The 22,396-nt window shown below is 62.9% G+C and carries 21 protein-coding genes and 1 tRNA gene; 8 read left to right on the top strand and 14 right to left on the bottom strand.

What is annotated here, in order from left to right; genetic code table 11:
* Positions 1-92 precede the first annotated feature (92 nt).
* The 3 genes from FEZ63_RS12585 (at position 93) to FEZ63_RS12575 (ending at position 4,032) form a co-directional block, all read left to right on the top strand.
* Positions 93-2,588: a heavy metal translocating P-type ATPase gene (locus tag FEZ63_RS12585; protein WP_162419740.1), complete on the top strand. Its 2,496-nt coding sequence runs from the start codon at positions 93-95 to the stop codon at positions 2,586-2,588.
* On the top strand, positions 2,585-3,073 hold the full coding sequence (gene cueR / locus FEZ63_RS12580) for a Cu(I)-responsive transcriptional regulator (protein ID WP_150944921.1): 489 nt from the start codon (positions 2,585-2,587) through the stop codon (positions 3,071-3,073). The genes FEZ63_RS12585 and cueR overlap by 4 nt, the downstream gene beginning before the upstream one ends.
* A 215-nt stretch (positions 3,074-3,288) precedes the next feature.
* Positions 3,289-4,032 carry a L,D-transpeptidase gene (locus FEZ63_RS12575; RefSeq protein ID WP_150944919.1) on the top strand — a complete coding sequence of 248 codons (744 nt, stop codon included), beginning with the start codon at positions 3,289-3,291 and terminating at the stop codon, positions 4,030-4,032.
* Between the two features lie 37 nt (positions 4,033-4,069).
* On the opposite strand, the gene FEZ63_RS25935 is transcribed toward FEZ63_RS12575, so the two are convergent.
* Entirely contained in the window at positions 4,070-4,198 is a 129-nt protein-coding gene (locus FEZ63_RS25935; protein WP_275552344.1) for a hypothetical protein, read from the bottom strand.
* Between the two features lie 71 nt (positions 4,199-4,269).
* Between FEZ63_RS25935 and FEZ63_RS12570 the strand changes: the two genes are divergently transcribed.
* On the top strand, positions 4,270-4,716 hold the full coding sequence (locus FEZ63_RS12570; RefSeq protein ID WP_150944917.1) for a DUF2721 domain-containing protein: 447 nt from the start codon (positions 4,270-4,272) through the stop codon (positions 4,714-4,716).
* 143 nt (positions 4,717-4,859) lie between these two features.
* On the opposite strand, the gene FEZ63_RS12565 is transcribed toward FEZ63_RS12570, so the two are convergent.
* The 8 genes from FEZ63_RS12565 to FEZ63_RS12525 form a co-directional block, all read right to left on the bottom strand.
* The gene (locus FEZ63_RS12565) at positions 4,860-5,546 is read right to left on the bottom strand and encodes a Fic family protein (RefSeq protein ID WP_150944915.1); all 687 of its coding nucleotides are present in this window, start codon (positions 5,544-5,546) and stop codon (positions 4,860-4,862) included.
* Between the two features lie 452 nt (positions 5,547-5,998).
* Positions 5,999-6,074: transfer RNA gene (locus FEZ63_RS12555), tRNA-Phe, on the bottom strand.
* A gap of 104 nt (positions 6,075-6,178) precedes the next feature.
* Positions 6,179-6,391, bottom strand: a complete 213-nt coding sequence (gene yacG / locus FEZ63_RS12550; RefSeq protein ID WP_150944912.1) for a DNA gyrase inhibitor YacG — start codon at positions 6,389-6,391, stop codon at positions 6,179-6,181.
* Positions 6,392-6,410: 19 nt separating this feature from the next.
* Positions 6,411-7,043 (bottom strand): Maf-like protein, encoded by a 633-nt coding sequence (locus FEZ63_RS12545; protein WP_150944976.1) that lies wholly within the window; start codon positions 7,041-7,043, stop codon positions 6,411-6,413.
* Between the two features lie 96 nt (positions 7,044-7,139).
* The gene (gene pssA, locus FEZ63_RS12540) at positions 7,140-7,988 is read right to left on the bottom strand and encodes a CDP-diacylglycerol--serine O-phosphatidyltransferase (protein ID WP_150944910.1); all 849 of its coding nucleotides are present in this window, start codon (positions 7,986-7,988) and stop codon (positions 7,140-7,142) included.
* A gap of 60 nt (positions 7,989-8,048) precedes the next feature.
* Positions 8,049-8,750, bottom strand: a complete 702-nt coding sequence (locus FEZ63_RS12535; RefSeq protein WP_150944908.1) for a phosphatidylserine decarboxylase — start codon at positions 8,748-8,750, stop codon at positions 8,049-8,051.
* An 83-nt stretch (positions 8,751-8,833) separates the two neighbouring features.
* On the bottom strand, positions 8,834-10,747 hold the full coding sequence (locus tag FEZ63_RS12530; protein ID WP_150944906.1) for an ABCB family ABC transporter ATP-binding protein/permease: 1,914 nt from the start codon (positions 10,745-10,747) through the stop codon (positions 8,834-8,836).
* A gap of 75 nt (positions 10,748-10,822) precedes the next feature.
* Positions 10,823-12,109, bottom strand: coding sequence for a LysM peptidoglycan-binding domain-containing protein (locus FEZ63_RS12525; RefSeq protein ID WP_244622780.1), 1,287 nt, complete (start codon positions 12,107-12,109; stop codon positions 10,823-10,825).
* Positions 12,110-12,238: 129 nt separating this feature from the next.
* Between FEZ63_RS12525 and FEZ63_RS12520 the strand changes: the two genes are divergently transcribed.
* Both FEZ63_RS12520 and FEZ63_RS12515 read left to right on the top strand, forming a co-directional pair.
* Positions 12,239-12,838, top strand: coding sequence for an LOG family protein (locus FEZ63_RS12520; RefSeq protein WP_150944974.1), 600 nt, complete (start codon positions 12,239-12,241; stop codon positions 12,836-12,838).
* A 235-nt stretch (positions 12,839-13,073) separates the two neighbouring features.
* Positions 13,074-14,111 carry an AraC family transcriptional regulator gene (locus FEZ63_RS12515; RefSeq protein WP_150944902.1) on the top strand — a complete coding sequence of 346 codons (1,038 nt, stop codon included), beginning with the start codon at positions 13,074-13,076 and terminating at the stop codon, positions 14,109-14,111.
* 19 nt (positions 14,112-14,130) lie between these two features.
* Here the strand turns inward: FEZ63_RS12515 and cimA are convergent, their stop codons facing one another.
* From cimA to cysS, 3 genes are all read right to left on the bottom strand, one after another.
* Entirely contained in the window at positions 14,131-15,726 is a 1,596-nt protein-coding gene (cimA, locus tag FEZ63_RS12510; RefSeq protein WP_150944900.1) for a citramalate synthase, read from the bottom strand.
* On the bottom strand, positions 15,723-16,232 hold the full coding sequence (locus FEZ63_RS12505) for a GNAT family N-acetyltransferase (RefSeq protein ID WP_150944898.1): 510 nt from the start codon (positions 16,230-16,232) through the stop codon (positions 15,723-15,725). The genes cimA and FEZ63_RS12505 overlap by 4 nt, the downstream gene beginning before the upstream one ends.
* A gap of 154 nt (positions 16,233-16,386) precedes the next feature.
* Complete coding sequence (gene cysS / locus FEZ63_RS12500) at positions 16,387-17,856, bottom strand: cysteine--tRNA ligase (protein ID WP_150944896.1); 1,470 nt, start codon at positions 17,854-17,856, stop codon at positions 16,387-16,389.
* 290 nt (positions 17,857-18,146) lie between these two features.
* Here cysS and FEZ63_RS12495 point away from each other — a divergent pair, with 290 nt between their 5' ends.
* Positions 18,147-18,470, top strand: coding sequence for a hypothetical protein (locus FEZ63_RS12495; protein ID WP_150944894.1), 324 nt, complete (start codon positions 18,147-18,149; stop codon positions 18,468-18,470).
* A 3-nt stretch (positions 18,471-18,473) separates the two neighbouring features.
* Here FEZ63_RS12495 and FEZ63_RS12490 read toward each other — a convergent pair whose 3' ends face one another.
* Complete coding sequence (locus FEZ63_RS12490) at positions 18,474-18,980, bottom strand: CreA family protein (protein WP_150944893.1); 507 nt, start codon at positions 18,978-18,980, stop codon at positions 18,474-18,476.
* A 268-nt stretch (positions 18,981-19,248) separates the two neighbouring features.
* Here FEZ63_RS12490 and FEZ63_RS12485 point away from each other — a divergent pair, with 268 nt between their 5' ends.
* Positions 19,249-20,367: a DUF2865 domain-containing protein gene (locus FEZ63_RS12485; protein ID WP_150944891.1), complete on the top strand. Its 1,119-nt coding sequence runs from the start codon at positions 19,249-19,251 to the stop codon at positions 20,365-20,367.
* Positions 20,368-20,515: 148 nt separating this feature from the next.
* Here FEZ63_RS12485 and gltX read toward each other — a convergent pair whose 3' ends face one another.
* Positions 20,516-21,856: a glutamate--tRNA ligase gene (gene gltX, locus FEZ63_RS12480; protein WP_150944889.1), complete on the bottom strand. Its 1,341-nt coding sequence runs from the start codon at positions 21,854-21,856 to the stop codon at positions 20,516-20,518.
* Positions 21,857-22,396: the final 540 nt, after the last annotated feature.

Genomic DNA, 22,396 nt, shown 5'->3' with positions numbered 1-22,396 from the left:
CCCGGCGGTTCATCTTGCAAATGGTCCTTGACCTTCCCATCATTGGAAGGATCAAGAGTCTCGGCCTGATACATTAAAACTGGAGATCCGAGATGGCTGACGGCGACACACGGCAAAGGGATATCACCTTCGACCTGCCGATCCGGGGCATGACCTGCGCCTCCTGTGCCCGGCGGGTGGAGAAGGCGATCCTGGCTGTGCCTGGCGTCACCGCAGCCGCGGTGAACCCGGCGACGGACCGGGCTCGGGTATCGCTTGGGCCAAACGGCCGATCGGCCGCTGTCGCCGAGGCGGTTCGCGAAGCGGGTTATCAGCCGGTCGAAAGCAAGGTCGATCTCGGTATCCACGGGATGACGTGCGCGTCCTGCGTCTCGCGCGTCGAAAAGGCGCTTCATCAGGTGCCGGGCGTCACCGCCGCATCCGTCAACCTCGCAACCGAGCGCGCGTCCGTCCGCTATCTCGGCGGCAGTGATGATATCGTGGCGAGACTGAAAGAAGCCGTGGCGAAAACCGGCTACGCGGCCGACGAGATCACAGAGGATCACCGGGCCCATGAGGGTCATGTTCACGCGGAGGAGAACACGTCCGCGCTCGCGCGTTCCGTCTGGATCGCGGCGCTCCTCACATTGCCGGTTTTCGTGCTCGAGATGGGTTCGCATCTGGTGCCGGCGTTCCACGACTGGGTCATGACGACGCTCGGGCATCAGCGCAACTTGCAGATCCAGTTCGCGCTGACGACGCTCGTGCTGTTCGGTCCGGGATGGCGCTTTTTTCGCGCCGGTGTTCCGGCCCTGCTGCGCCTTGCACCCGAGATGAACTCGCTTGTGGTGGTCGGCACCAGCGCGGCCTATCTCTATTCGCTGGTCGCGACCTTCGCGCCCGGCGTGCTGCCGGTTGGCACGGCCAATGTCTATTATGAGGCAGCGGCCGTCATCGTGACGCTGATCCTCGTGGGGCGCTATCTCGAGGCACGGGCGAAGGGGCGCACCTCCGATGCGATCAAGCACCTCATCGGCCTGCAACCCAAGACGGCACGCGTGCTGCGCGACGGCGGTGCTGCGGAGATACCGATCGAACAGGTGGTGACGGGCGATCGCGTCCAGGTGCGGCCCGGCGAGAAGATCGCGGTCGATGGCGAGGTGATCGACGGGTCGTCCTATGTGGATGAATCGATGATCACCGGCGAACCTGTGCCGGTGCAGAAAGCTCTCGGCGCAACCGTCGTCGGCGGCACCATCAACAAGACCGGCAGCTTCACGTTCCGCGCCACCAAGATCGGCGCCGACACGGTGCTGGCGCAGATCATTCGCATGGTCGAGCAGGCGCAGGGCGCCAAGCTGCCGATCCAGACGCTCGTCGATGAAATCACCGGCTGGTTCGTCCCCGCCGTCATCGCGGTGGCCGCGCTGACATTCGTCGTATGGTCGATCTTCGGTCCAGATCCGGCGCTCACATTCGCGCTGGTGAACGCGGTTGCGGTGCTGATCATCGCCTGTCCGTGTGCCATGGGCCTCGCCACGCCAACCTCGATCATGGTCGGCACCGGACGGGCGGCGGAACTCGGAATCCTGTTTCGGCGCGGCGAAGCGCTGCAAAGTCTGAAAAACGTTTCGGTCGTGGCCTTCGACAAGACCGGCACATTGACCATGGGCCGCCCGGAACTCACCGATTTCGTGGTCACGGACGGATTTTCCGACGACGAGGTCCTGCGCCTCGTCGCCTCGGTCGAAGCGCGCTCGGAGCATCCGATCGCGGATGCCATCGTCGCGGCCGCAAAAAACCGTGGGCTCGCGTTGGAGGAGCCGGCATCGTTCGAAGCCACTCCCGGCTTCGGCGTCGCAGCCGTGGTCGCCGGACGCGCGATTTCGGTTGGGGCCGATCGGCATATGCAGCAACTCGGTATTTCGACGGCTGCATTCGCCACCGTCGCGGAACGCCTCGCGACGGAAGGCAAGAGCCCGCTCTATGCGGCAATCGACGGCAAGCTCGCGGCCATCATCGCGGTCGCCGATCCCATCAAGCCGACGACCCGGGACGCCATCGCATCGCTTCATGCGCTGGGTCTCAGGGTCGCCATGGTGTCGGGCGACAACCGGCGCACCGCCGAGGCCATCGCACGTCGGGTCGGGATCGATATCGTCCACGCGGAAATCCTGCCGGATGGAAAAGTCGCGGTCCTGAACGACATGCGCGCTGCGGGACAACGGGTCGCGTTTGTCGGCGACGGCATCAACGACGCGCCGGCGCTCGCGGCAGCGGATGTCGGCATCGCCGTGGGCTCCGGCACCGACATCGCCATTGAAAGCGCCGACGTGGTGCTGATGTCGGGCGATCTGCGCGGCATCGCAAACGCCATCGCGATTTCGCAGGCGACGATCCGCAACATCCGCCAGAACCTGTTCTGGGCTTTCGCCTACAACATCGTGCTGATTCCCGTGGCGGCGGGCGTTCTCTTTCCGCTCAACGGCATGCTGTTGTCTCCCGTTTTCGCCGCCGGTGCGATGGCGCTGTCCAGCGTTTTCGTGGTCGGAAACGCACTGCGTCTCCGCAGTTTTCAGGCACCCGCAAGCAAGGAGGTGGCCGCATGAATATCGGACAGGCAGCCGAAGCATCAGGCGTTTCGGCCAAGATGATCCGCTATTATGAAAGCATCGGGTTGATCGCCCGGACCGTGCGCACGGAAGCGGGTTATCGGGTCTATTCGGAGAACGACGTCCACAACCTGCGATTCATCCGGCGTGCGCGCGACCTCGGGTTTTCGGTCGAGCGGATCGGCGAGCTGGTGTCGTTGTGGCGCGATCGTTCGCGCGCCAGCACCGACGTGAAGCGCCTCGCGCTCGATCACGTGGCGGCGCTCGAACAGAAGGCCGCGGAGCTTCAGGCCATGGCGGATACCCTGCGCCATCTCGCCGAACATTGCCGCGGCGATGATCGGCCGGAATGTCCGATCATCGCGGGGCTTGCGGCCGGTGATCTCCCCTCGCCTCCTTCGCGCACGGCGCGGAAATTCGGCGGTTCGATCGGCCGGCCGCCGGCTGAACACGTGATTGATGATTTGCCCACGAAAGCGTGAGCGGGCGGGCCGGAACAATTTCCCTTCCGCGTCGGTTAGCCCGCCACATGACGGCCACAAAGTGTGGCCCGCCGGCCACAGGGAGAGTCCGCCATATTTCCGCCATCCGGCATCCACGATCCAGCCACCCGCCCCCACTCAACCAGAGACGCCGACATTGCCGAAGCAACCAGGCTCCTGCAGATCCCAAAACCAAGAAACGGTGAGTATCAACTATGCCTGCCTTCTCGTCCCCCCATGCACCGCTCCGTAGAGTCGTTCGCATCGCTGCCCTGTTGATCCCCGTCGTTCTTGCAGGATGCGTATCCACCAGCCAGAGCCCGCCGCAGGGACAGGCGCTTCAGCCTGATCCGGTTTTCGCCGCCATGTATGGCGCGCGGCCGGACGAGAAGTTCTCGCTCCCGGCCACTGAACTCATGGGGGTCGACCCGCAATTCCTCCGTCAGGAAGTGGCATATCCGACGCGGGAGCAGCCCGGCACGATCATCGTCGACACCACCAACCGGTTTCTCTATCAGGTGCGCGAGAACGGCCGCGCGCTGCGCTATGGCATCGGCGTCGGCAAAGAGGGTCTGGCATGGAGCGGACGCGCCACGATCGGTCGCAAGGCGATGTGGCCGCGCTGGACGCCCACCGCCGACATGATCCGTCGCGAGCCGGAGCGCAACAAGAAATGGGCCGGCGGCATGCCGGCCGGCCTTGAGAACCCGCTCGGCCCGCGCGCGCTTTATCTGTATGCGAATGGCCGGGACACGCTCTACCGCATTCACGGAACCTCGGAGCCGCAGTCAATCGGCCAGGCCGTGTCGAGCGGCTGCATTCGCCTGTTCAACCAGGACATCATCGATCTTTTCAATCGCGTTCCGGTCGGCACCCCCGTGGTCGTCCTGAATAACAGGATGCGCATGGAAGACCCCATGCTGATGTCCGAGGCGGAGCAGTCGACGCTGGGCCTCTGAGAACAGAACCAGCGTGTCGAAGATCAGCGGAGTCGTCTCAAGACGGCTCCGTTTGTGCGACGCCGCGCGTCATTTCGGTGCGGGCTGCGCTCAAGCCTCCCGATCCGGGATCGGGGGTGATGATCACCGTGTTGCCGATCTTGTTGAACGACGCGCGGGAGGCCATTACGCGCAGCTCGGTTTTAGGCCATTCTGAGGGACTTCATCGGCATCCATCGCGGTTCGCGCGAGGCAACCATGGTTCAGGGCCTTTCTCTCAGTGAAATTTCCCATGTGATTGCCCTGGCCACGGCACCCGCCTTTCTCCTCGGTGGGATCGTCGCGTTCCTGACGCTTCTGATGGGGCGCATGAACGGCATCGTCGAACGCATGCGGGTTCTCGACGACATTGACGATACTGATGAAAGGCGGGCGCGGCACAAATCGGACATGCCGCAGCTTCGCCGCCGCGCCGCACTCATCAACGGGTCGCTGAGCCTTTCCGTCCTAAGCGCCATCACCACCGCGCTGCTGGTCTTGATCGCCTTCGTCGGGGCGCTGCTCAATCTGCAACTGGAAACGCTGATCGCGGTCCTGTTCGTGTTCAGTCTCTTCGTCTTTATGATTGCCTTGACGCTGTTCGTGCTGGAAGCGGTTATCGCTTTGAACGAGCTTCGGAAATTCAATGGTCGCAAAGAAGGCTAGGATATTGTCTGACGAGGCTGGCGATCTGTCTTGAAAGGACGAGAGGTCTCCAGAGATCACTGGAGGATTCTTCGAGACAAACCCGCAGTCTTCCTCAGAATGAGGTGGAGGGTTAAAATCAGGGTTTCTGATTTTGCCTGAACTTAGAACCCAGATCCGTGGTTCTGGTCTTCGATTTTGCCTCCCGCTTGCTGGAAGTAGCCCATCAGCTGCTTGGCCAGAAGGTTTTCAAGTAAGTCTTCCATTTTTGACAAATCGACCCGCCCCTCTTTCCATGCGTCGTCTGCCGCATCAAGCGCTTCGAAATAGGGCATCCTGTTGTCCACTATGAGATCCGAAATTGTCGGAGTTCCCGGCGGTATTCCCTTGGAGTGGATCGAAAGTAATATGTAGGAAAGGATACGCGAGGTGCGTCCGTTGCCATCGGCGAATGGATGGATCCAGTTCAGCCGCCACATAACGTATGCAGCGAGATGGATTGACGTCGCCGTATCCCAGTTCTCGTTCACATAGTCACACATTTCCTCAACAAGCGGCGGCACGAGATGCGCGTCGGGCGGCGTGTGACTGCTTTGTTTGATTTCGACGCCACCTGGTCGGAAATTTCCGGCATAAAGGCTCAACCCATTAAGAGCTTCGCGCTGTAGCGCTAGGATGAGCGACATACGAAGCTTGAATGCGCCTCTCTCCAACGCAGTTAGTGTGACTTGGATTCCGTAATCGTATTGACGAAAGCCGTTGAGTGTTTCCCTCTCAGCTTTTGCAATTGGATCATTGACGATCTCCGGTTCGAGCGCATGACTATCCCGTCGGTTATTTCCGTCGCTCATTCTGTTCTCTCGCGAGCTTTTCTGCCTGCTCCGTTACCATCTTTCGAGTGATGCGATCGTTCTCAAACGCGGTATTGCCATACACAAAACTCCGCCTCTGCTCCTCGCGATGCTCGGGCGACGGCTGAATCTTCTTCGCCTTTTCAAGGAGGGCTTGTAGTTCTCTGGTCATAATCTCACCCTCATATCTTCGTTTGCGGAATTATTGCTCTCACCATGGTTCAAAAAGGTGAACGCTTTCGGTAGGTCGCGTCCGGCGACGCTCTTGTGGAATGGATTGTTAACTCACACAAAAAACCGGGCAACGATTCTTTAGATAATTTCTGCCGCGCAGAATTGCGAACGGAAAACACCCTCAGCCGGCAAAGCAGGCGTCAGCCAACCGTGCCGCAGGCAAGAAGGCCATCTAAACTAATAGGCCTCGAAAAAATCATTAATATTCAGGAGGTTAGTGGTGCCCAGGACTGGAATCGAACCAGTGACACTGCGATTTTCAGTCGCATGCTCTACCAACTGAGCTACCTGGGCGGACACGGACGGCGTTGAGCCGTGTGCGTTAGAGGCCGGTTGTATAGTCAGAGCCGGGGCGCATGTCCAGCGCTGTTCGGCGACAAGGTTGAGGAAAATCCGCTTTATTCGGGGAGGTCGCCGTCGTCCTTGTCTTCGTCGTCCTCGACCGCCGGGATGGCGTAGCGGCCAGTGAGCCAGCGGTTGAGGTCCACATCGGCGCAGCGCTTGGAGCAGAACGGCCGGTAGGCGATGACCGCCGGCTTGCCGCAGGTTGGGCATTTGTCCGCGGGAACCACCGGATCGTTCTGGTTGGCGGGTGTTTTGTTCGCATTCATGGCTGGTCCCGCCGTTGCATCACGCCGCGTTCAGCCAGCTGAACCGCACCGGGTAGCCCTCGCCGTCCAGCAGCGCCACGGTCTCGTAGAGCGGCAGTCCCACCACGTTGGAATAGGACCCGACGAGCTTGATCACGAAGGTCCCGGCGAGCCCCTGGATGGCATAGCCGCCGGCCTTGCCGCGCCACTCGCCGGAGGCGAGGTAGCGCTCGAATTCGTCCTTGGACAGCCGCTTGAAGCGCACGCGGGTTTCCACCAGACGCTCGCGAACGGCGTCCTTGGGGGTCACGAGGCAGACCGACGTATAGACCCGATGGGCGCGCCCGGAGAGCAGGCGCAGGCAGGCCGCCGCCTCGTCCACCACTTCGGCCTTGGGCAGGATGCGCCCGCCCGCCACCACCACCGTATCGGCGGAAAGGATGAAGGCCTCCCGCAGGCCTTCGCTGTGCCGGGCGGCTCGGCGCGCGATCTCGGCCTTTTCGCGGGCGAGGCGCTTTGCCAACTGGCGCGGATTTTCGGATTTCAGCGGCGTCTCGTCCACGTCGGCTGGAAGGAGCGCGTCAGGCTCGATGCCTCCCTGCTGGAGGAGAGCCAGCCGGCGCGGCGAGGCCGAGGCGAGCACCAGCTTGGGCCGCCAGCTCGACGGTGCCATCTCAGAAGAGGACGCCACGGTTTTCTCCACATCTTCGTCTTGCAAGATCAACATAGGGCCTCGGTCGCCGGATGCCACATTGTTTCCGTTTGCCCGCTACAGCGGGGGCGGCACGACCGGCGGCGGCACGACCGGTTCCGGCTCACGGGGCCGGCTGGCATGCTCGCGCGCAAGCGCCCGATACCGCATCACGCCGAGCGGAATGGTGCCAAGAAAAATCACCGTGATCGCCGTCAGAACCTCGAACGGGAAACTCACCAGCAGGCCGAAACCCGCCACCGACAGGACGAAGATCGGCAGCACCCAGTGGCGCGGCACGGATTTCCCCAGCGTCTTGCCCGCATAGACCGGAATCGTCGAAACCATCAGGAAGGCGAGACCGAGGAGATAGACCAGCACCACCGGCGCGGCATTGTCCATCGGCACGCCGAGAAACGACAGGTAGAGCGGCAGGAGCGAGGTGACCGCGCCCGCGGGTGCGGGCATGCCGGTGAAAAAGTTCTTCTGCCATTCGGGCCGGTTCGGATCGTCGAGCATCACGTTGAAGCGCGCGAGCCGCAGGACCATGGCGATGGCAAAGACCAATACGGCAATCCAGCCCAGGGACTTCAGGTCCTTGAGCACGAAACTGTAGAGAATGAGCGCCGGCGTCACGCCGAAATTGACGAAATCCGCCAGCGAGTCGAGTTCCGCGCCGAAGCGCGACGTGCCCTTGAGAAGGCGCGCGATGCGTCCATCGACCCCATCGAGAACCGCCGCCGCCACGATGGCGATGACCGCCGGCTCGAACCGGCCCTCGAAAGCGAGCCGGATCGCGGTGAGCCCCAGGCACAGCGCGATCAACGTGATGATGTTGGGCACGATGACGCGAAACGGCACCGGTTTGAACAAGCGCTTGCGCGGCTCGTCCGGATCGGGCGCGAAGGGGGGAAAAAGGTCGGTCATCGATGGAATCTAAGGGTTGGCCGGTCGGGCTGCAAGCAGGCAGCAATCCCCGCCAAGGCCTCAGCCCGCCCGGAACTGGCGGCCGGGCTCCTTCGCGTCGAGATCGGCCAGCACGGTCTCGCCCGCAATCGCCGTCTGCCCGAGACCGACCAGGACCTGCGTTGCGAGCGGAACGTAGATGTCGAGCCGCGAGCCGAAGCGGATCAGGCCGAACCGCTCGCCGGTGCTCAGGGCATCGCCGGTCTTGACGAAGGATACAATGCGCCGGGCGACCAGCCCTGCGATCTGCACGACGCCGATCCTGACGCTGCCGGTATCGATGACGAGCGCATTGCGTTCATTGTCCTCGCTCGCCTTATCCAGCTCCGCATTGAGGAACAGACCGGGCGTGTAGAGAATTTGCGTGATGCGGCCGGCCACCGGCGAACGGTTCACGTGGCAGTCGAATACGTTCATGAACACCGAAATGCGGGTCATCGGCTCCGGCGGGAGATCGAGCTCCGCCGGGGGCACCGCTGTGGTGATGAGGCTGACGCGGCCATCGGCCGGCGACACCACGAGGCCATCCCGGACCGGGGTCACACGCGGCGGATCGCGGAAGAAATAGCACACCCAGACCGTGAGGATGCCGCCGATCCAGAACAGCGGGGACCACAGGCTGCCGAGCAGGATCGTCGCCACCAGCGCGATAAGGATGAAGACGTAGCCTTCCTTGTGGATGGGAACCACGATGCGGCGGATCGATTCGAGAATGTCGCTCATGCTGTCCTTCGGCCTTATTCGACTTGGGGGATGGCAGGGGCAGAGGCTGCCGTCAAGCCGCCCCCGACGCCGTTGCCACGCCGTCAGACCGCCGGAACCCCGACGCTGCGCTCTTCTTCCTCGGTCCGCTTGAGGGTTTCGCGTGCCTTTTCGGCCTCGCGCTGCCGGTTCCACATGGCCGCATAGACGCCGCCGGAGGCAAGCAGGCCCGTATGGGTTCCTCGCTCGACGATCTGCCCGTGATCGAGCACGATGATCTCGTCGGCACCGATGATGGTGGACAGGCGGTGCGCGATGACGAGCGTGGTCCGTCCCCGGCTGACGCGGTCGAGGGCGTCCTGAATTTCCTTCTCGGTGAAGGAATCGAGCGCCGAGGTCGCCTCGTCGAGCACCAGGACCGGCGGGCCTTTGAGGATCGTGCGCGCGATCGCCACGCGTTGTTTCTCGCCGCCCGAAAGCTTGAGGCCGCGCTCGCCGACGGGCGTCTCATAACCTTCCGGCAGATAGCCGATGAAGCGATCGATCTGAGCCAGGCGGGCTGCTTCCTTCACCTCTTCGGCGGCAGCATCCCAGCGTCCGTATTGCACGTTGTAGCCGATGGTGTCGTTGAACAGCACCGTATCCTGCGGGACCATGCCGATGGCCTTGCGCAACGATGCCTGCTGGACATCGGAAATATCCTGCCCGTCGATGAGGATGCGGCCGCTCGACGGCTCGTAGAACCGGAACAGCAGGCGCGAAATGGTCGACTTGCCGGCGCCCGAAGGGCCGACGATGGCGATCGTCTGGCCAGCCGGGACCTCGAAGCTCACGCCTTTGAGGATTTCCCGTTCGGGATTGTAGGCGAAATGCACATCCTCGAAGCGCACGATGCCCTGGGTGATGTGCAGCGGCCTGGCATCCGGCTTGTCCTCGATCTCGGGGTTGCGCTCGAGAACCTTGAACATGTCGTCGATGTCGATCAGCGCCTGTTTGATTTCCCGATAGAGCATGCCCATGAAGTTCAGCGGAATGTAGAGCTGGACCAGCATCGCGTTGACGAGCACGAAGCTGCCGATGGACACCCGGCCGCCCATGATATCGCGCGCCGCCAGCACCATCACGATCGTCATGCCGATCGAAAAGATCACCGCCTGCCCGGCATTGAGCACGGCGAGCGACGTGTAGGTTTCGGTGGAGGCCTTCTCATAACGCTCCATCGAGCGGTCATAGCGGATCGCCTCGCGCGCCTCCGCGCCGAAATATTTCACCGTCTCGTAATTGAGCAGCGAATCGACCGCCTTGGTGTTGGCGTCCGTGTCGGATTCGTTCATGCGGCGGCGGATCGAGATGCGCCATTCCGTGGCCTGGTAGGTATAGGCGAGGTAGATCACCACCATGCCGAGGACGACGGCCGAATAGGTCCAGTCGAACTCCCACGCGAGGATGCCGAGAACGAGCGCGAACTCGAAGATGGTCGGCAGCAGCGTCAGCACCACGAGCCGGGACAGTTCCTCGATTCCCTCGCGGCCGCGTTCCAGCACGCGCGTCAACCCGCCGGTCTTGCGCTCGAGATGGAAACGCAGCGACAGGCGGTGCATATGCTCGAAGGTCTTGAGCGCGAGCTTTCGCACCGCATGCATCGCGACCTTGGCAAACAGGCCGTCGCGAATTTGCGTCAGCACCGCCATGAGCACGCGAGTCACGCCGTAGAGGATGGTCAGCAGGATGGGGGCGCGCCAGAGCCAATCGCCCGACGTTGCCGCCTGGGTCGCCGCGCCGCCACCGCCGCCGGAGACGGCGACGAGGGCGTCAGTGGTCCATTTGAAGGCGAACGGCGTCACCATGGTGACGCCTTTGGCGATTACCAGAAGGCCGAAGGCCATAAAGACACGCCGTTGCAGATCGGGACGTCCGTGGGGCCACAGATAAGGCCACAATTTCGTGACCGTCGCGACGAGGCCGGGAGGATTGAGTGCGTCCGCGGCCTTCGCGGGCGCCGCCGTTGGCGGGGACATTATTTTAGAATCCGTTCAAAGTGCCGGCCCTGGATATAGGCGATCGGCAGGCGGAATTCACCCCGCCATTTTGGGTCAATTGGTGTTCTGCGCCTCGCCGTTCGGCAGCACGAAGATCTGTCCCGGATAGATCAGATTGGGATTTCGGATCTGCGTCTGGTTGGCGCCGTAGATCACCGTGTAGCGGTAGCCCTTGCCGTAGATCCGCTGGCTGATGCGCCACAAGCTGTCCCCGCGCGACACGATTGCCGTGTCGATATTGGGAATCACCACCGTGTTAGGCGGCAGATCGGTCGGGTTCGAGGCGGCCGATGCCACGCGGCCGGTCCCGGAAGGTTGTGTTGCTCCGGGCGTCGCCGCCGGGGCGCCACCTGACCCGGCAGCGGGCGCTGCCTCGGCCACCATGGCCGGGACGTTATAGCCGACCTCGGCACGCGACTTGACCTGGCCCGAAACCGGATCGACGTCGTCGAGACGAACGCGGTATTCGCCCGGCTTGACGCCGCTGGCGATGGCAAATGACAGTTTGCCGTCGCCTCCGGCCCCGCCCGGCGCGATGAAGCTCTCGTTGAGATAGAGGCGGACCGTGGCGCCGGGGGCTGCCTCGCCGGAGACGTAGAGTTTCCCCTCATCCGATTCGACGCTCATGATCTTGATTTCGAGCCGGGGCACTGTCGCCGGCTGCGTGGCCGGTGCCGCGCTGTTCGCGCTCGCCTGCTGCTGCGGCGCCGCCTCGACCGGAGCGGTCTCGGCAGTCTTGGCCGCAGCCTTGGGCGCCGGCTCGGGATTGGACAGGAGCACGGTCGGCTTATCGGGCGCGGTCAGCGCGACCAGCGGCCGGGTCGAGCCGTTGATTTCCACCGTCACCGATTCCTTCGAGCGTTGGCGCTTGCCGTCGGGCGCGATCGATTGAAGAACGATCTTGTGCGAACCCGATGGCAGCGGCGGCGGGGTGAGTGCGAAAAGGCCCGAATTATCCGCGACCGAGCGCGCATGAACCTGATCGTTGCGCAACAACTCGATGGTCGCACCCGGCGTGGAGCGGCCGGCGATGACGCTGTCGCCGTTCGGCTCAACCCGCACGATATCGAAGGTGGGCGCAATTGCCTCAGCGGCCCCTTGCGAGACTGCGACTTTGGCGGCATCCGCCGGCGGTGATTCGGCTTTCGGCGAGGTTGCCGGCGCGGGAGGTGGCGTCACCGCCCCGGGTGCTGGTTGCGAGACGGCGGAGGGCGCAGTATCTGGAGCTTTCGGACCCAGCAAAGCGTCCCAATTGAGCACGCCAAGCAGCACCACCACGACTGCGATCGCAGCCGCTCCGATGATGACGATGTTCCCCCCGATGGGCCGCACGTTTGCCATGGCGCCTTTTCTCAATTTGGCACTTTCATGCATTTAAACCGTTTATCTTTCAAAAGGCTACGGCCATAAGGATTAATAATAATGCCTTACGACTCAGCTCAGGAAGCGATGCAATTCGCCCCGGAATCCATGTCAGAAATCAAATCCATTTGTGTCTATTGCGGCTCCGGCTTTGGTGACGATCCCGTTTTCGCCGAGAATGCGGCCGCATTAGGCCGTCAGATGGCCGAACGCGGGATAAATCTCGTCTATGGCGGCGGGAATGTGGGGCTCATGGGCACCGTTGCAAAATCGGTTCTCGACCATGGCGGCTATGTCACGGGCATCATCCCGGACTTTCTCAAAGCGCGGGAGAAGCTCCTCGATGACGTACAGGAAACCATCATCGTCGCCGACATGCATACCCGCAAGCGCCTGATGTTCGAAAGAGCCGACGCATTCGTGGCGTTGCCTGGCGGTATCGGCACGCTGGAAGAGCTTGTCGAGCAGATGACCTGGGCCCAGCTCGGTCGTCACACGAAACCCATCCTGATGCTCAGCACGAAGGATTTCTGGAAGCCGCTGCTGACGCTGTTCGCCCATATGCGCGAGCAGGGCTTCATCCGTCCGGGCCTCGAGCTCAATTATCTCGTGGCCGAGCAGGTCAATGATGTGATCCCGATGCTCCAGGATTTCGCCCGCCGCGTCGGCATTGTCGAGAACGCCGATCTGATCGAGGCGAAATTCTAGACCTTGGGCCTTTCTAATCCTTTCGGGGGATCGCGTTCCGCAGATCCATAGGACTGCCCGGAGCGGACTTCGCTTCCGCGAACCTGATTCGGCGTATCTGATTGTTTTACCATAGGATCTTTTGGAGAACCGGCATCCCATCGGCCGGATCGGCTGCTCAACCTCGACAGCTTGTCAGGACAGCAGCAAGAACATAACCTGTGCCAGGTTCCGCAAAGCGTGAGGCGCTAGCACCATGCTCAAAACAGGGCGGCCGAACGGCGCCCATCAGGATTTGACGCCGCCTGGCGAAGACGGTTCCTTGCCCAACCGTCGGTTCACAACGTCCAGGCTGGATGAGATCGAAGATGTTGTCTGTAACATCATCACACCTCACAAACTTGTTCCGACGGGCCGGGACAAGCACGTGCATGCGGAGTTTGAACATCACGGCCTGAGCGATCTCGGTCTTTTTCACATCCGCTACGGCCGCAAACTCTCGGTCGAGCTCCTGGGAGACCACATCGACAATTTCGTGACTTTCGTCATGTCTGTCACAGGCAGCGGCCATCTTCGCCTCGGCCGGGAGGAATTGCCCCTCTCGTCGAAACACGGTCTCGTCTTCCGGCCGCATGTGCCGAAGACGATTCACTACGGGAGCGACTCGGAAACCCTGGCGCTGGTCATCGACCGCGCGAAAATTACCGATTACTGCATGCGGATGCTCGGGCGGGATTCCAGCGGAGAGCTCGATTTCGATCCCTCCTTGCGTCTCGATGACGCCGCGGGGCTCAGGTGGCTGCGCCTCATTCAATATGCCGAAGCGGAAATGGGCGATCCGCATTCTCTCATCCACTTCATCCCCGCTGCCAGAAAGCGGCTGGAGGAGATGCTGATGGCGGGACTTCTCCTCGGCCATCGCCACAATTTCTCGGACGCGCTGCTCAGACCGCAATCGGCGGCGGCACCCCATTACGTGAAGCGCGCGGAAGCCTTCATGGAGTACCATTACTCGGAACCGATATCCCTGGCCGATATCGCGTCCCACGTATCCGTCAGCGTCCGAAGCCTGCAGAACGGTTTCCAGCAATTCCGCAACACGACGCCGATGGCTTTCCTGCGCTCGGTGCGCCTCTCACGTGTCCATGGCCTCCTGCGACTGGCGGACCCAACCACCGCGAAGGTGACGGACATCGCCTTGCAGTGCGGCTTCAATCACATGGGCGAGTTCGCAGCCGCCTACAAGCAGGTCTACGGCAAGCATCCGAGCGACACGCTGCTGCGAAAAGGTTAATCAAGGCGAACCGGACGGATCAGAGTTCCGCACCGCTCCGCAGCAGCTTGTAGACGATCGAATCCGTCAGCGCCTGGAACGATGCGTCGATGATGTTGGGTGACACGCCGATGGTCGTCCAGCTTTCGCCGTCGCCGTCCGTGAACTCTATCAGAACGCGCGTCACCGCGTCCGAACCGCCCTGATAGATTCGGACCTTATAATCCGTCAGTTCGAGATCCTGAATCAGATCCTGGTACTTGCCGAGATCCTTGCGCAACGCCACGTCGAGCGCGTTGACCGGGCCGTTTCCTTCGGCGGCCGAGATCAGCACCTCGTCGCCGACGCGGACTTTCACGATGGCCTCGGACGCCATGACGAGTTCGCCGATCGCGTTGTAGCGGCGCTCCACATTCACCGAGAAGCGTTCGACCTGGAAGAACGCCGGCACCTCGCCGAGCATGCGCTTGACCAGCACATAGAATGAGGCATCGGCGCCTTCGAACGCAAAGCCCTCGGCCTCCTTGCGCTTCACTTCCTCGAGCACGCGCGAGATGCGAGCGTCGCCTTTCTCCAAGGCAAAGCCAAGGCGTTTCAGCTCGAACAGGACATTCGATTGCCCGCCCTGATCCGACACCAGAACCTTGCGGACGTTGCCGACCGCTTCAGGCTCCACATGCTCGTAGGTGCGCGGATCCTTGAGCACCGCGGAGGCGTGAATACCGGCCTTGGTCGCAAACGCGCTCGCGCCGACGAAAGGCGCGTGGCGGTTCGGCTGACGATTGAGAACCTCATCGACCTGCCGCGACATGTGCGTGAGCTGACTCAACGCCTCGTCGCTCACGCCGAGATCGAAACGCTCCGAATACTGATCCTTGAGTTTCAAGGCGCCGATCAGCGTGACCAGATTGGCGTTGCCGCAGCGCTCGCCCAAGCCGTTCAGCGTTCCCTGAATATGACGCGCGCCCGCCTCGATAGCGGCGAGCGAATTGGCGACGGCGCAGCCGCAATCGTCGTGCGCGTGAATGCCCAGATGAGAACCCGGCACGATCTTTCCCACGTCCGTGACGATTGCCGCCACCTCATGGGGCATCGTGCCGCCATTGGTGTCGCACAACACCACCCAGCGCGCGCCGGATTCATAGGCGGTCTTCACGCAGGCGAGCGCGTAATCCCGATTGGCCTTGTAGCCGTCGAAGAAATGTTCGCAATCGAGCAGGACCTCGCGGCCCCTTTCGCGCGCCGCCTCGACGCTCTCGCGAATGCCCGCGAGATTTTCCTCCGTCGTCGTCTCCAGCGCCACATGCACATGATATTCCGACGCCTTGGCGACGAAGCAGATCGCGTCCGCTTTCGCGTCAAGCAGGGCCGCGATGCCGGGATCGTTCGACGCCGAACGCCCGGCCCGCTTGGTCATGCCGAAGGCCGCGAACTTGGCGTTCGCAATCGGCTTTTCGGCGAAGAACTTGGTGTCGAGCGGATTGGCGCCGGGATAGCCGCCCTCCACGTAATCGACGCCCACCTTGTCGAGCAGGTTCGCGATAGTGCGCTTGTCTTCGAGCGAGAAATCGACGCCGGTCGTTTGCGCGCCGTCGCGCAAAGTCGTGTCGTAGAGATAAAGGCGCTCGCGGCTCATGATGCGACCGTCCCGTTCTTGGCAGGCCCAATCGGCTTGTCCATGGTGGTATTGGCAAGCCACTCGTCGCCGATGGTCACGGTGTTCCGGCGCTGCGGCTGGAATCCGCGCTTCTGGAAAAAGCCGAGGGCGGTGTCGCTCACATCGGCAGTGAGCCGCGTGGCGGCACGCGCTGTCGCGAGCTTCTCGATCGCCTCGTACAACATCGTACCGACGCCCTGTCCGGCAACCGCCGGATGCACGAAGAAGAAGTCGATATGCGTGTTGTCCTTGAGCGCGATGAAACCGAGCGGCGAACCATCCATGGTCGCAACCAGCGTCAAGGCTTCGGACAGGCGCTTTGCAAAGCTCTCGTCATCGGCTTTCGACGCCCACGCTTCCCGCTGCGCCTCGCTATAATCCTCACCCGTCATTTCTTCGATGCTGGCGCGGAAGATCTCGGCGAGCAACGGCACATCGGCAGGCAGGAAAGGTCGAAGACCGGGTTTGGGCAACGATTGTCCCATCAGTGAGCACCCTCCCAACAACATCCCCTGCCGTCATGAACGCGCCCGTCATGCCCGGGCTTGTCCCGGGTACCCACGCCTTGAACGCCCGCCATCGCAAAGTCGTGGGTGGCCGGGTCAAGCCCGGCCATGACGGCGGAGGGAAAACGCACGCTCACCGCGCGACCTCCCAACTCGTCGTGCCGTCCTTGTTGTCCATCAACACCACGCCAAGCGCGACGATCTCGTCGCGGAGACGGTCGGATTCCGGCCAGTTCTTCGCCGCGCGCGCGGCAACCCGCGCGGCAATCAGGGCATCGACCTTGTCGGGATCAACCGCAAGCACCGCCTGCCGGCGGTTCTTCCATGCCTCCTTGCTGTCCGACAGAAAGCCGAGAGCGCGAAGATTGGCCCCGAGTTCATCGTAAGCCCCCTGCCCGTCGAGCACGTGCAATTCGGCCAGCACTTTCGGCGTGTTGAGATCGTCAGCGAGCGCATCGACGATCTGCGCCGACAAGCCCATGGATTGTCCCTCCCCCGCAAGACCATACCAGCGGTCGAGCGTCTTTTCGCTTTCCTCCAATCCGCGCGTCGTCCAGTCGATCGGCTGGCGGTATTGCGAGCGCAGCATGTTGAAACGCAAGACCTCCCCCGGCCAATCCTTCAAGAGATCGTGGATGGTGAAAAAGTTGCCGAGCGATTTCGACATCTTCTCGCTTTCGACCTGCAGGAAGCCGTTATGCATCCAGACATTCGCCATGCGCGGCATACCGAAGGCGCAGCAGGATTGAGCGATCTCGTTCTCGTGGTGCGGGAACACCAGGTCGATGCCGCCGCCGTGAATGTCGAAGGTCTCGCGCATATCCGGATCGACGCAGGTGAGCCGGGTCTCGAAGGCCCGGATCAGGTGCTTCCACGACATCGCCGAGCATTCGATATGCCAGCCCGGACGCCCGGGCGTCGCGATTCCGGCGGGCGACGGCCAGGCGGGATCGTGCGGGCCGGAGGGTTTCCACAGCACGAAATCCATCGCATCGCGCTTGTAGGGCGCCACGTCCACCCGCGCTCCCGACAGAAGCTCGTCGAGGGAGCGTTTGGAGAAGGCGCCGTATTGCGGAACCTTCGGCAGGTTTGCCATCGACGAGACGCTGAACAGCACGTGCTCCTCGGCCACATAGGCGACGCCGCGCTCGATCAGGCGCTCGATGATCTCCCGCATCTCCGCGATATGCTCGGTGGCGCGCGGCTCGACGAAGCGGGGTGGACTTCCGGGCTCGTTGACGTCGCTGGGCATCAGCACGCCAAGCGCGCGGATATCGGCGTGGAACTGCGCCTCGGTCTTTTGCGTCACGAGCCGAATCGCCTCGTTATACGGCAGGTCGGGATAATCCCGCGCCGCGCGGGCGTTAATCTTGTCGTCCACATCGGTGATGTTGCGCACATACGTGACGGCGTCGGGCCCGTAGATTTCCCGCAGGAGACGGAACAGGAGATCGAAGACGATGATCGGTCGCGCGTTGCCGATATGGGCATAGTCGTACACGGTCGGCCCGCAGACATAGAGGCGCACGTTCCTGGCGTCGATTGGAACGAAAACGTCCTTCGACCGGGTCAGCGTATTGTGGAGCCGAAGCGTGGCCGCCATGTATCCATACCTCTTCAGGCCGCGGGCCGGAGGATGGTTTCGATCTGTGAAATGAGAACGAGACGGCTCCGGCCAGCGGGTGCGCTAGCTGCAAATAATCCGGGAAATCAGGATTGGTGCCGTTTTCATGTGAAATCAATGCCTTTAAAGACATGCTCCGTCAAGGTTCCGTGACCTCGCGAAGATCTTTTTGGGCGCGCGATGAAACAGGATCTTGACTGCCACGTTTATGCTTTATTCACGCCGAACGACGACAATCTTTCACGAGATCAAAGACGATGAGGTCATCAATGCGCCGCGCATACGCCATGCTCGGGTTAGGCACCGCTGTGCTGCTTGCGGCGGCGTCCCTGACGCTGATCCCCAGGAGCAGCCAGGCCTCATCGACCGAAGCCACCTTCCTCGTGCCGGCGCATGACGGCTACGGCGTCGCCGATTGCCTTGTTTCCGGCCATTCCTGCGGACAGGCCGTGGCCGATACCTGGTGCGAGGCGCAAGGCTATGTCCGCGCAACCTCGTTCCGGCAGGTGGCAGTCGGCGAGGTGACCGGCTCCGTCCAGAAGGCCGCCCTCACGAAGCTGCCCCAGCCGGTTTCGATCACCTGCACCAACTGAAATTTACCCGGTGACCCACTCGCCGCATTTGGCCGGTGTCTCGCCGCTCCAGGGCATGATCGGCACGCTCGAGGTCGAGTTCTTGGGCGACCCTTCGATGGGCCGGTCGGAATAGACCATATACACCAGGGTATTCCGCTTCACGTCGCAGCCGCGCACGATGTGCATGCGCTTGAAGATGAGCGACCGCCTTTCGCTGAAGACGGCGTCGCCCTGCTCGAACTTCTCCTTGAAGCGGATCGGTCCGGTTTGCCGGCATGAGAGGGAAATATCCGAGACCTCCTCGGCGACGCCGAAGGTTCCCGAGATGCCGCCCCGCTCCGGCGCCGTGTAATGGCAGGCGACGCCCTCGACTTTCGGATCGTCGAGCCCGTAGACCGCCAGCTTGTCGTTGGGGGTCAGCGCCCGCCAGACGGTCGATTTCTTGAAGATCACATCCGGGTCCTGGGCGAGCGCGCCGGTGATGGCGCTGGCAAGAAGGGTCAGAACCAGAGCAAGTCGTGCGAGCATCCGTCGTTCTCCAAAGGTCAAGCTCGTATGTGGTGAGGCCTACAGCGTTTGACGAGAGGCACGGTCCGCCCGTCATTTGCCCCGCCCGGCTTATGCGGGTAAATGCTGTTCTCCGGGTTCCGATTGAGCGCCGGATTCGTCTTGCCGATGGCCGAGCGCCATCGGGCGCGCGGATCCGCTCATCACATTGGGGCCCCTTTCGCGACGTCAAATGACCATGACGCCGGGGAAATGACAGGCTGAACAACCCGGTGCTGCGACAGGCCCTATGAAAAAACGCAACGTTTTCCGCTATCTCCTCGCCGTCACGGCGTTTCTCGCCGCCGGAGAGGCAGCTCTCGCCCAATCCGCCGAGTGCCAGCGCTTTCGGGCCGAACTGGCAAACCTCGAACGGGGTGGCGGGCGCGCGCCCTCGCCTGCGGCGGAATCGGCGCGGGTCGAGATCGGACGGCTCGTCGGCTATTATCGTTCCATCGGATGCGAACGCGGCCCGCTCGGGTTCCTGTCGGGCGCGCCGCCGGCGGAATGCGGACCCATCGCTCAGCGCATCCGCCAGCTCGAGGCGAATTTTGCGCGCCTGTCGGCCCAATCCTACGATTCCGGTGATTTGGAGATTCGCCGCCGACAGTTGACGGCCGCTGTCCAGCAGACCTGCTCGGTCGAGCCGCGCGGCTTCTTCGAGAGCCTCTTCGGCCCCCCGCGCAACCAGCCGCAGCAGCAGATCATGCCCGAGGGGCAGCCGATCATCACCGAGGACGACGGCAACCAGTCGCTCGGCGGGCGGCGCCTCGTGTGTGTGCGAACCTGCGACGGCTCGTTCTTCCCGCTCTCCACCGCGCCCGGCGGGCGCCAGAACGCCGACGAGATGTGCCAGGCGCTCTGCCCCGGCACCGAGACCCTGGCCTTTGCCACCCCGGGCGGCGACAACGGCATGACCCGGGCGGTCTCGCTTGGCGGGAAGCCGTACACGTCGATCGCCAACGCGTTCAAATACAAGAAGGCGTTCGACAGCTCCTGTGCCTGCAAGAAGGACAACGAGAGCTGGGCCGTCATCCTGCGTCGCGCCGAGAGCATGCTCGAGCAGCGCAAGGGCGACATCATCGTCACCGCCGAGAAGGCCGAGGAATTGTCGCGACCGAAGATCGCACAGGCCCGCAAGGCGGTTGAGAAGAAGGTGCAGGACGAGGCCAAGGAAGCGGCCGAGACCGCCGCCGCCGCGCCGACCGCCAGCAAGGAATCCTCCGGCATCGGGCCGCAATCGATCGAAAGCAACCGGGTCGTCAATCAGGGCGAGGGCGCGAAGAAGGACGTGGTGACGGGCGACGGCCAGAAGCGCACCGTGCGCGTGGTGGCCCCCGACGTGATCCCGGTGCCGAACGCAAACTAGGTGCGTCCTTCGAGACGGCCTGCCGGCCTCCTCAGCATGAGGCCGGTTGCGAATTTGAGTCCACCAGCACTCTCATGCTTTTGAGTCCACCAGCACCCTCATGGTGAGGAAGGCCGAAGGCTGGTCTCGAAGCCCGCAGGACCGGCCTTCAGGCAGCCTTGCCTGACAAGCGCGCCCGGGCGCGCTCCGGGCCGATCAGCGGCAGCAGGGCAGCGAGCTCGGGACCGTGTTCCATTCCCGTCAGGGCGAGCCGCAGGGGCATGAACAGGGCCTTGCCCTTGATCCCCGTGGCCTCCTTCACGGCTTCGGTCCAGGTTTTCCAGGTCGTCGTGTCCCATGGGGCGGGGGGCAGCAGGTTGCACGCGGCATCGACGAAGGCGCGATCGACGATGACGGGCGTGATCGGCCCGCGAACGACGACCCACCATCCGGCCGCATCCACCACCTTGGCGAGATTGCCGCGAATGGCGAGCCAGAACGCCTCTCCGCCATCCGCATCCATTGCCGCGAGGCGCGTTTTCACGGCCTCGTACGACATGTCGTGGATAAGCCGCGCGTTGAGGTTGTAGAGTTCGTTCTCGTCGAATTTGGCGGGCGAGCGCGAGATGTGATCGAAGTCGATCAAGCGCGCCAGCTCGTCGAGATCGGCCACCGCGCGCACCGATTCCGCCGAGCCGACCAGGACGGCGAGCGACGCCACCGCCTGAGGCTCCAGCCCCGCTTCGCGCAGGCTCGTCAGCGACAGATGCCCGAGCCGCTTCGACAATCCCTCCCCGCTCGTCGTGGTGAGCAGATTGATGTGGCCGAAGATCGGGACCTTGGCGCCCAACGCCTCGAAGATCTGAATCTGCACCGCGGTGTTGGTGACGTGGTCCTCGCCGCGGATCACGTGGGTGATCTTGAGATCGATGTCGTCGACGATGGAAGGCAGCGTATAAAGATAGGTGCCGTCCTCGCGCACCAGGATGGGATCGGACAGGGAACTCGTGTCCACATGCGAGGGTCCCCGCACCAGATCGTGCCAGACCTCGTTGCGATGATCGAGCCGGAAGCGCCAATGCGGCCGCCGCCCCTCCGCTTCGAGCTGGACCTTTTCGTCCGGGGAAAGCTTCAGCGCGGCGCGATCGTAAATCGGCGGCAGACCGCGCGCGAGCTGCCGCTTGCGGCGGAATTCCAGCTCCTCGGCGGTCTCGTAGCAGGCGTAAAGCCGGCCCATGTCGCGCAGCCGCGCCACCGCATCGTCATAAATCTCGAACCGCTCCGATTGCCGCACGACCATGTCGGGCGGAATGCCGAGCCAGGCCAGATCGACCTCGATCGAATCCGCATATTCGCGTTTCGATCGGGCGAGATCGGTATCGTCGAAGCGAAGCACGAAGACGCCGCCTTCGCGCCGCGCAAAAAGGGCATTCATCAGCGCCGGACGGGCATTGCCGATATGGATGCGGCCGGTCGGGGACGGCGCGAAACGGACGATGGGCTTGCTCATGGGAAACCTATGGCAAAGGGAGCCGACGGACGCAATGCCGATGGCCTGTCGGGACGCGTCGGCCGACTCGGGACCTCATCCTGAGGAGCGAGATTGCTGCGTTTCGAAGGATGATCCAGTGGTCGCTGGAGACGCTCGTGCTTTATCTCCGAAGCGAGGCGCAAAAGCGCCACGCGCGCTCCTCCCCCTTGTGGGGAGGAGTTGGAGGTGGGGGTGTTGGCGTTGACCCGATTCAGGCTAGCGCCCGCACCCCCACCCTGGCCCTCCCCACAAGGGGGAGGGAAACGCGCTGGATCGAGAGTGCGTCGACGGTGGTCCGATCGCAGGCAAAAAGCGCGGAAGCCCCCACGGGCTCTCCTCCCCCTTGTGGGGAGGAGTTGGAGGTGGGGGTGTTGGCGCTGACACGATTCAGGCTGGCGCCCGCACCCCCACCCTAACCCTCCCCACAAGGGGGAGGGAATTGCGCTGGATCGAGAGTGCGTCGAGGGTGGTCCGATCGCAGGCAAAAAGCGCGGAAGCCCCCACGGGCTCTCCTCCCCC

The sequence above is a fragment of the Microvirga brassicacearum genome, from assembly GCF_008757455.1.
In the GTDB taxonomy this organism is placed as follows: Bacteria; Pseudomonadota; Alphaproteobacteria; order Rhizobiales; family Beijerinckiaceae; genus Microvirga; species Microvirga brassicacearum.
The sequence above is the reverse complement of the archived record's forward strand: the minus strand, read 5'-3'. Positions and strand labels throughout refer to the sequence as shown.

Bases quoted from the DNA above. Each gene is read 5' to 3' on its own strand.
- FEZ63_RS12515 (WP_150944902.1), top strand. From the start codon at position 13,074: ATGCTCAAAACAGGGCGGCCGAACGGCGCCCATCAGGATTTGACGCCG.
- gltX (WP_150944889.1), bottom strand. From the start codon at position 21,856: ATGAGCAAGCCCATCGTCCGTTTCGCGCCGTCCCCGACCGGCCGCATC.
- pssA (WP_150944910.1), bottom strand. From the start codon at position 7,988: ATGACCGACCTTTTTCCCCCCTTCGCGCCCGATCCGGACGAGCCGCGC.
- cueR (WP_150944921.1), top strand. From the start codon at position 2,585: ATGAATATCGGACAGGCAGCCGAAGCATCAGGCGTTTCGGCCAAGATG.
- FEZ63_RS12520 (WP_150944974.1), top strand. From the start codon at position 12,239: ATGTCAGAAATCAAATCCATTTGTGTCTATTGCGGCTCCGGCTTTGGT.
- FEZ63_RS12490 (WP_150944893.1), bottom strand. From the start codon at position 18,980: ATGCTCGCACGACTTGCTCTGGTTCTGACCCTTCTTGCCAGCGCCATC.
- FEZ63_RS12525 (WP_244622780.1), bottom strand. From the start codon at position 12,109: ATGGCAAACGTGCGGCCCATCGGGGGGAACATCGTCATCATCGGAGCG.
- yacG (WP_150944912.1), bottom strand. From the start codon at position 6,391: ATGAATGCGAACAAAACACCCGCCAACCAGAACGATCCGGTGGTTCCC.
- FEZ63_RS12585 (WP_162419740.1), top strand. From the start codon at position 93: ATGGCTGACGGCGACACACGGCAAAGGGATATCACCTTCGACCTGCCG.
- FEZ63_RS12565 (WP_150944915.1), bottom strand. From the start codon at position 5,546: ATGAGCGACGGAAATAACCGACGGGATAGTCATGCGCTCGAACCGGAG.
- FEZ63_RS12545 (WP_150944976.1), bottom strand. From the start codon at position 7,043: ATGGCACCGTCGAGCTGGCGGCCCAAGCTGGTGCTCGCCTCGGCCTCG.
- cysS (WP_150944896.1), bottom strand. From the start codon at position 17,856: ATGGCGGCCACGCTTCGGCTCCACAATACGCTGACCCGGTCGAAGGAC.
- FEZ63_RS12505 (WP_150944898.1), bottom strand. From the start codon at position 16,232: ATGGGACAATCGTTGCCCAAACCCGGTCTTCGACCTTTCCTGCCTGCC.
- FEZ63_RS12495 (WP_150944894.1), top strand. From the start codon at position 18,147: ATGCGCCGCGCATACGCCATGCTCGGGTTAGGCACCGCTGTGCTGCTT.
- FEZ63_RS12535 (WP_150944908.1), bottom strand. From the start codon at position 8,750: ATGAGCGACATTCTCGAATCGATCCGCCGCATCGTGGTTCCCATCCAC.
- FEZ63_RS12485 (WP_150944891.1), top strand. From the start codon at position 19,249: ATGAAAAAACGCAACGTTTTCCGCTATCTCCTCGCCGTCACGGCGTTT.
- FEZ63_RS12530 (WP_150944906.1), bottom strand. From the start codon at position 10,747: ATGTCCCCGCCAACGGCGGCGCCCGCGAAGGCCGCGGACGCACTCAAT.
- cimA (WP_150944900.1), bottom strand. From the start codon at position 15,726: ATGAGCCGCGAGCGCCTTTATCTCTACGACACGACTTTGCGCGACGGC.
- FEZ63_RS12570 (WP_150944917.1), top strand. From the start codon at position 4,270: ATGGTTCAGGGCCTTTCTCTCAGTGAAATTTCCCATGTGATTGCCCTG.
- FEZ63_RS12575 (WP_150944919.1), top strand. From the start codon at position 3,289: ATGCCTGCCTTCTCGTCCCCCCATGCACCGCTCCGTAGAGTCGTTCGC.
- FEZ63_RS25935 (WP_275552344.1), bottom strand. From the start codon at position 4,198: ATGGCCTCCCGCGCGTCGTTCAACAAGATCGGCAACACGGTGATCATC.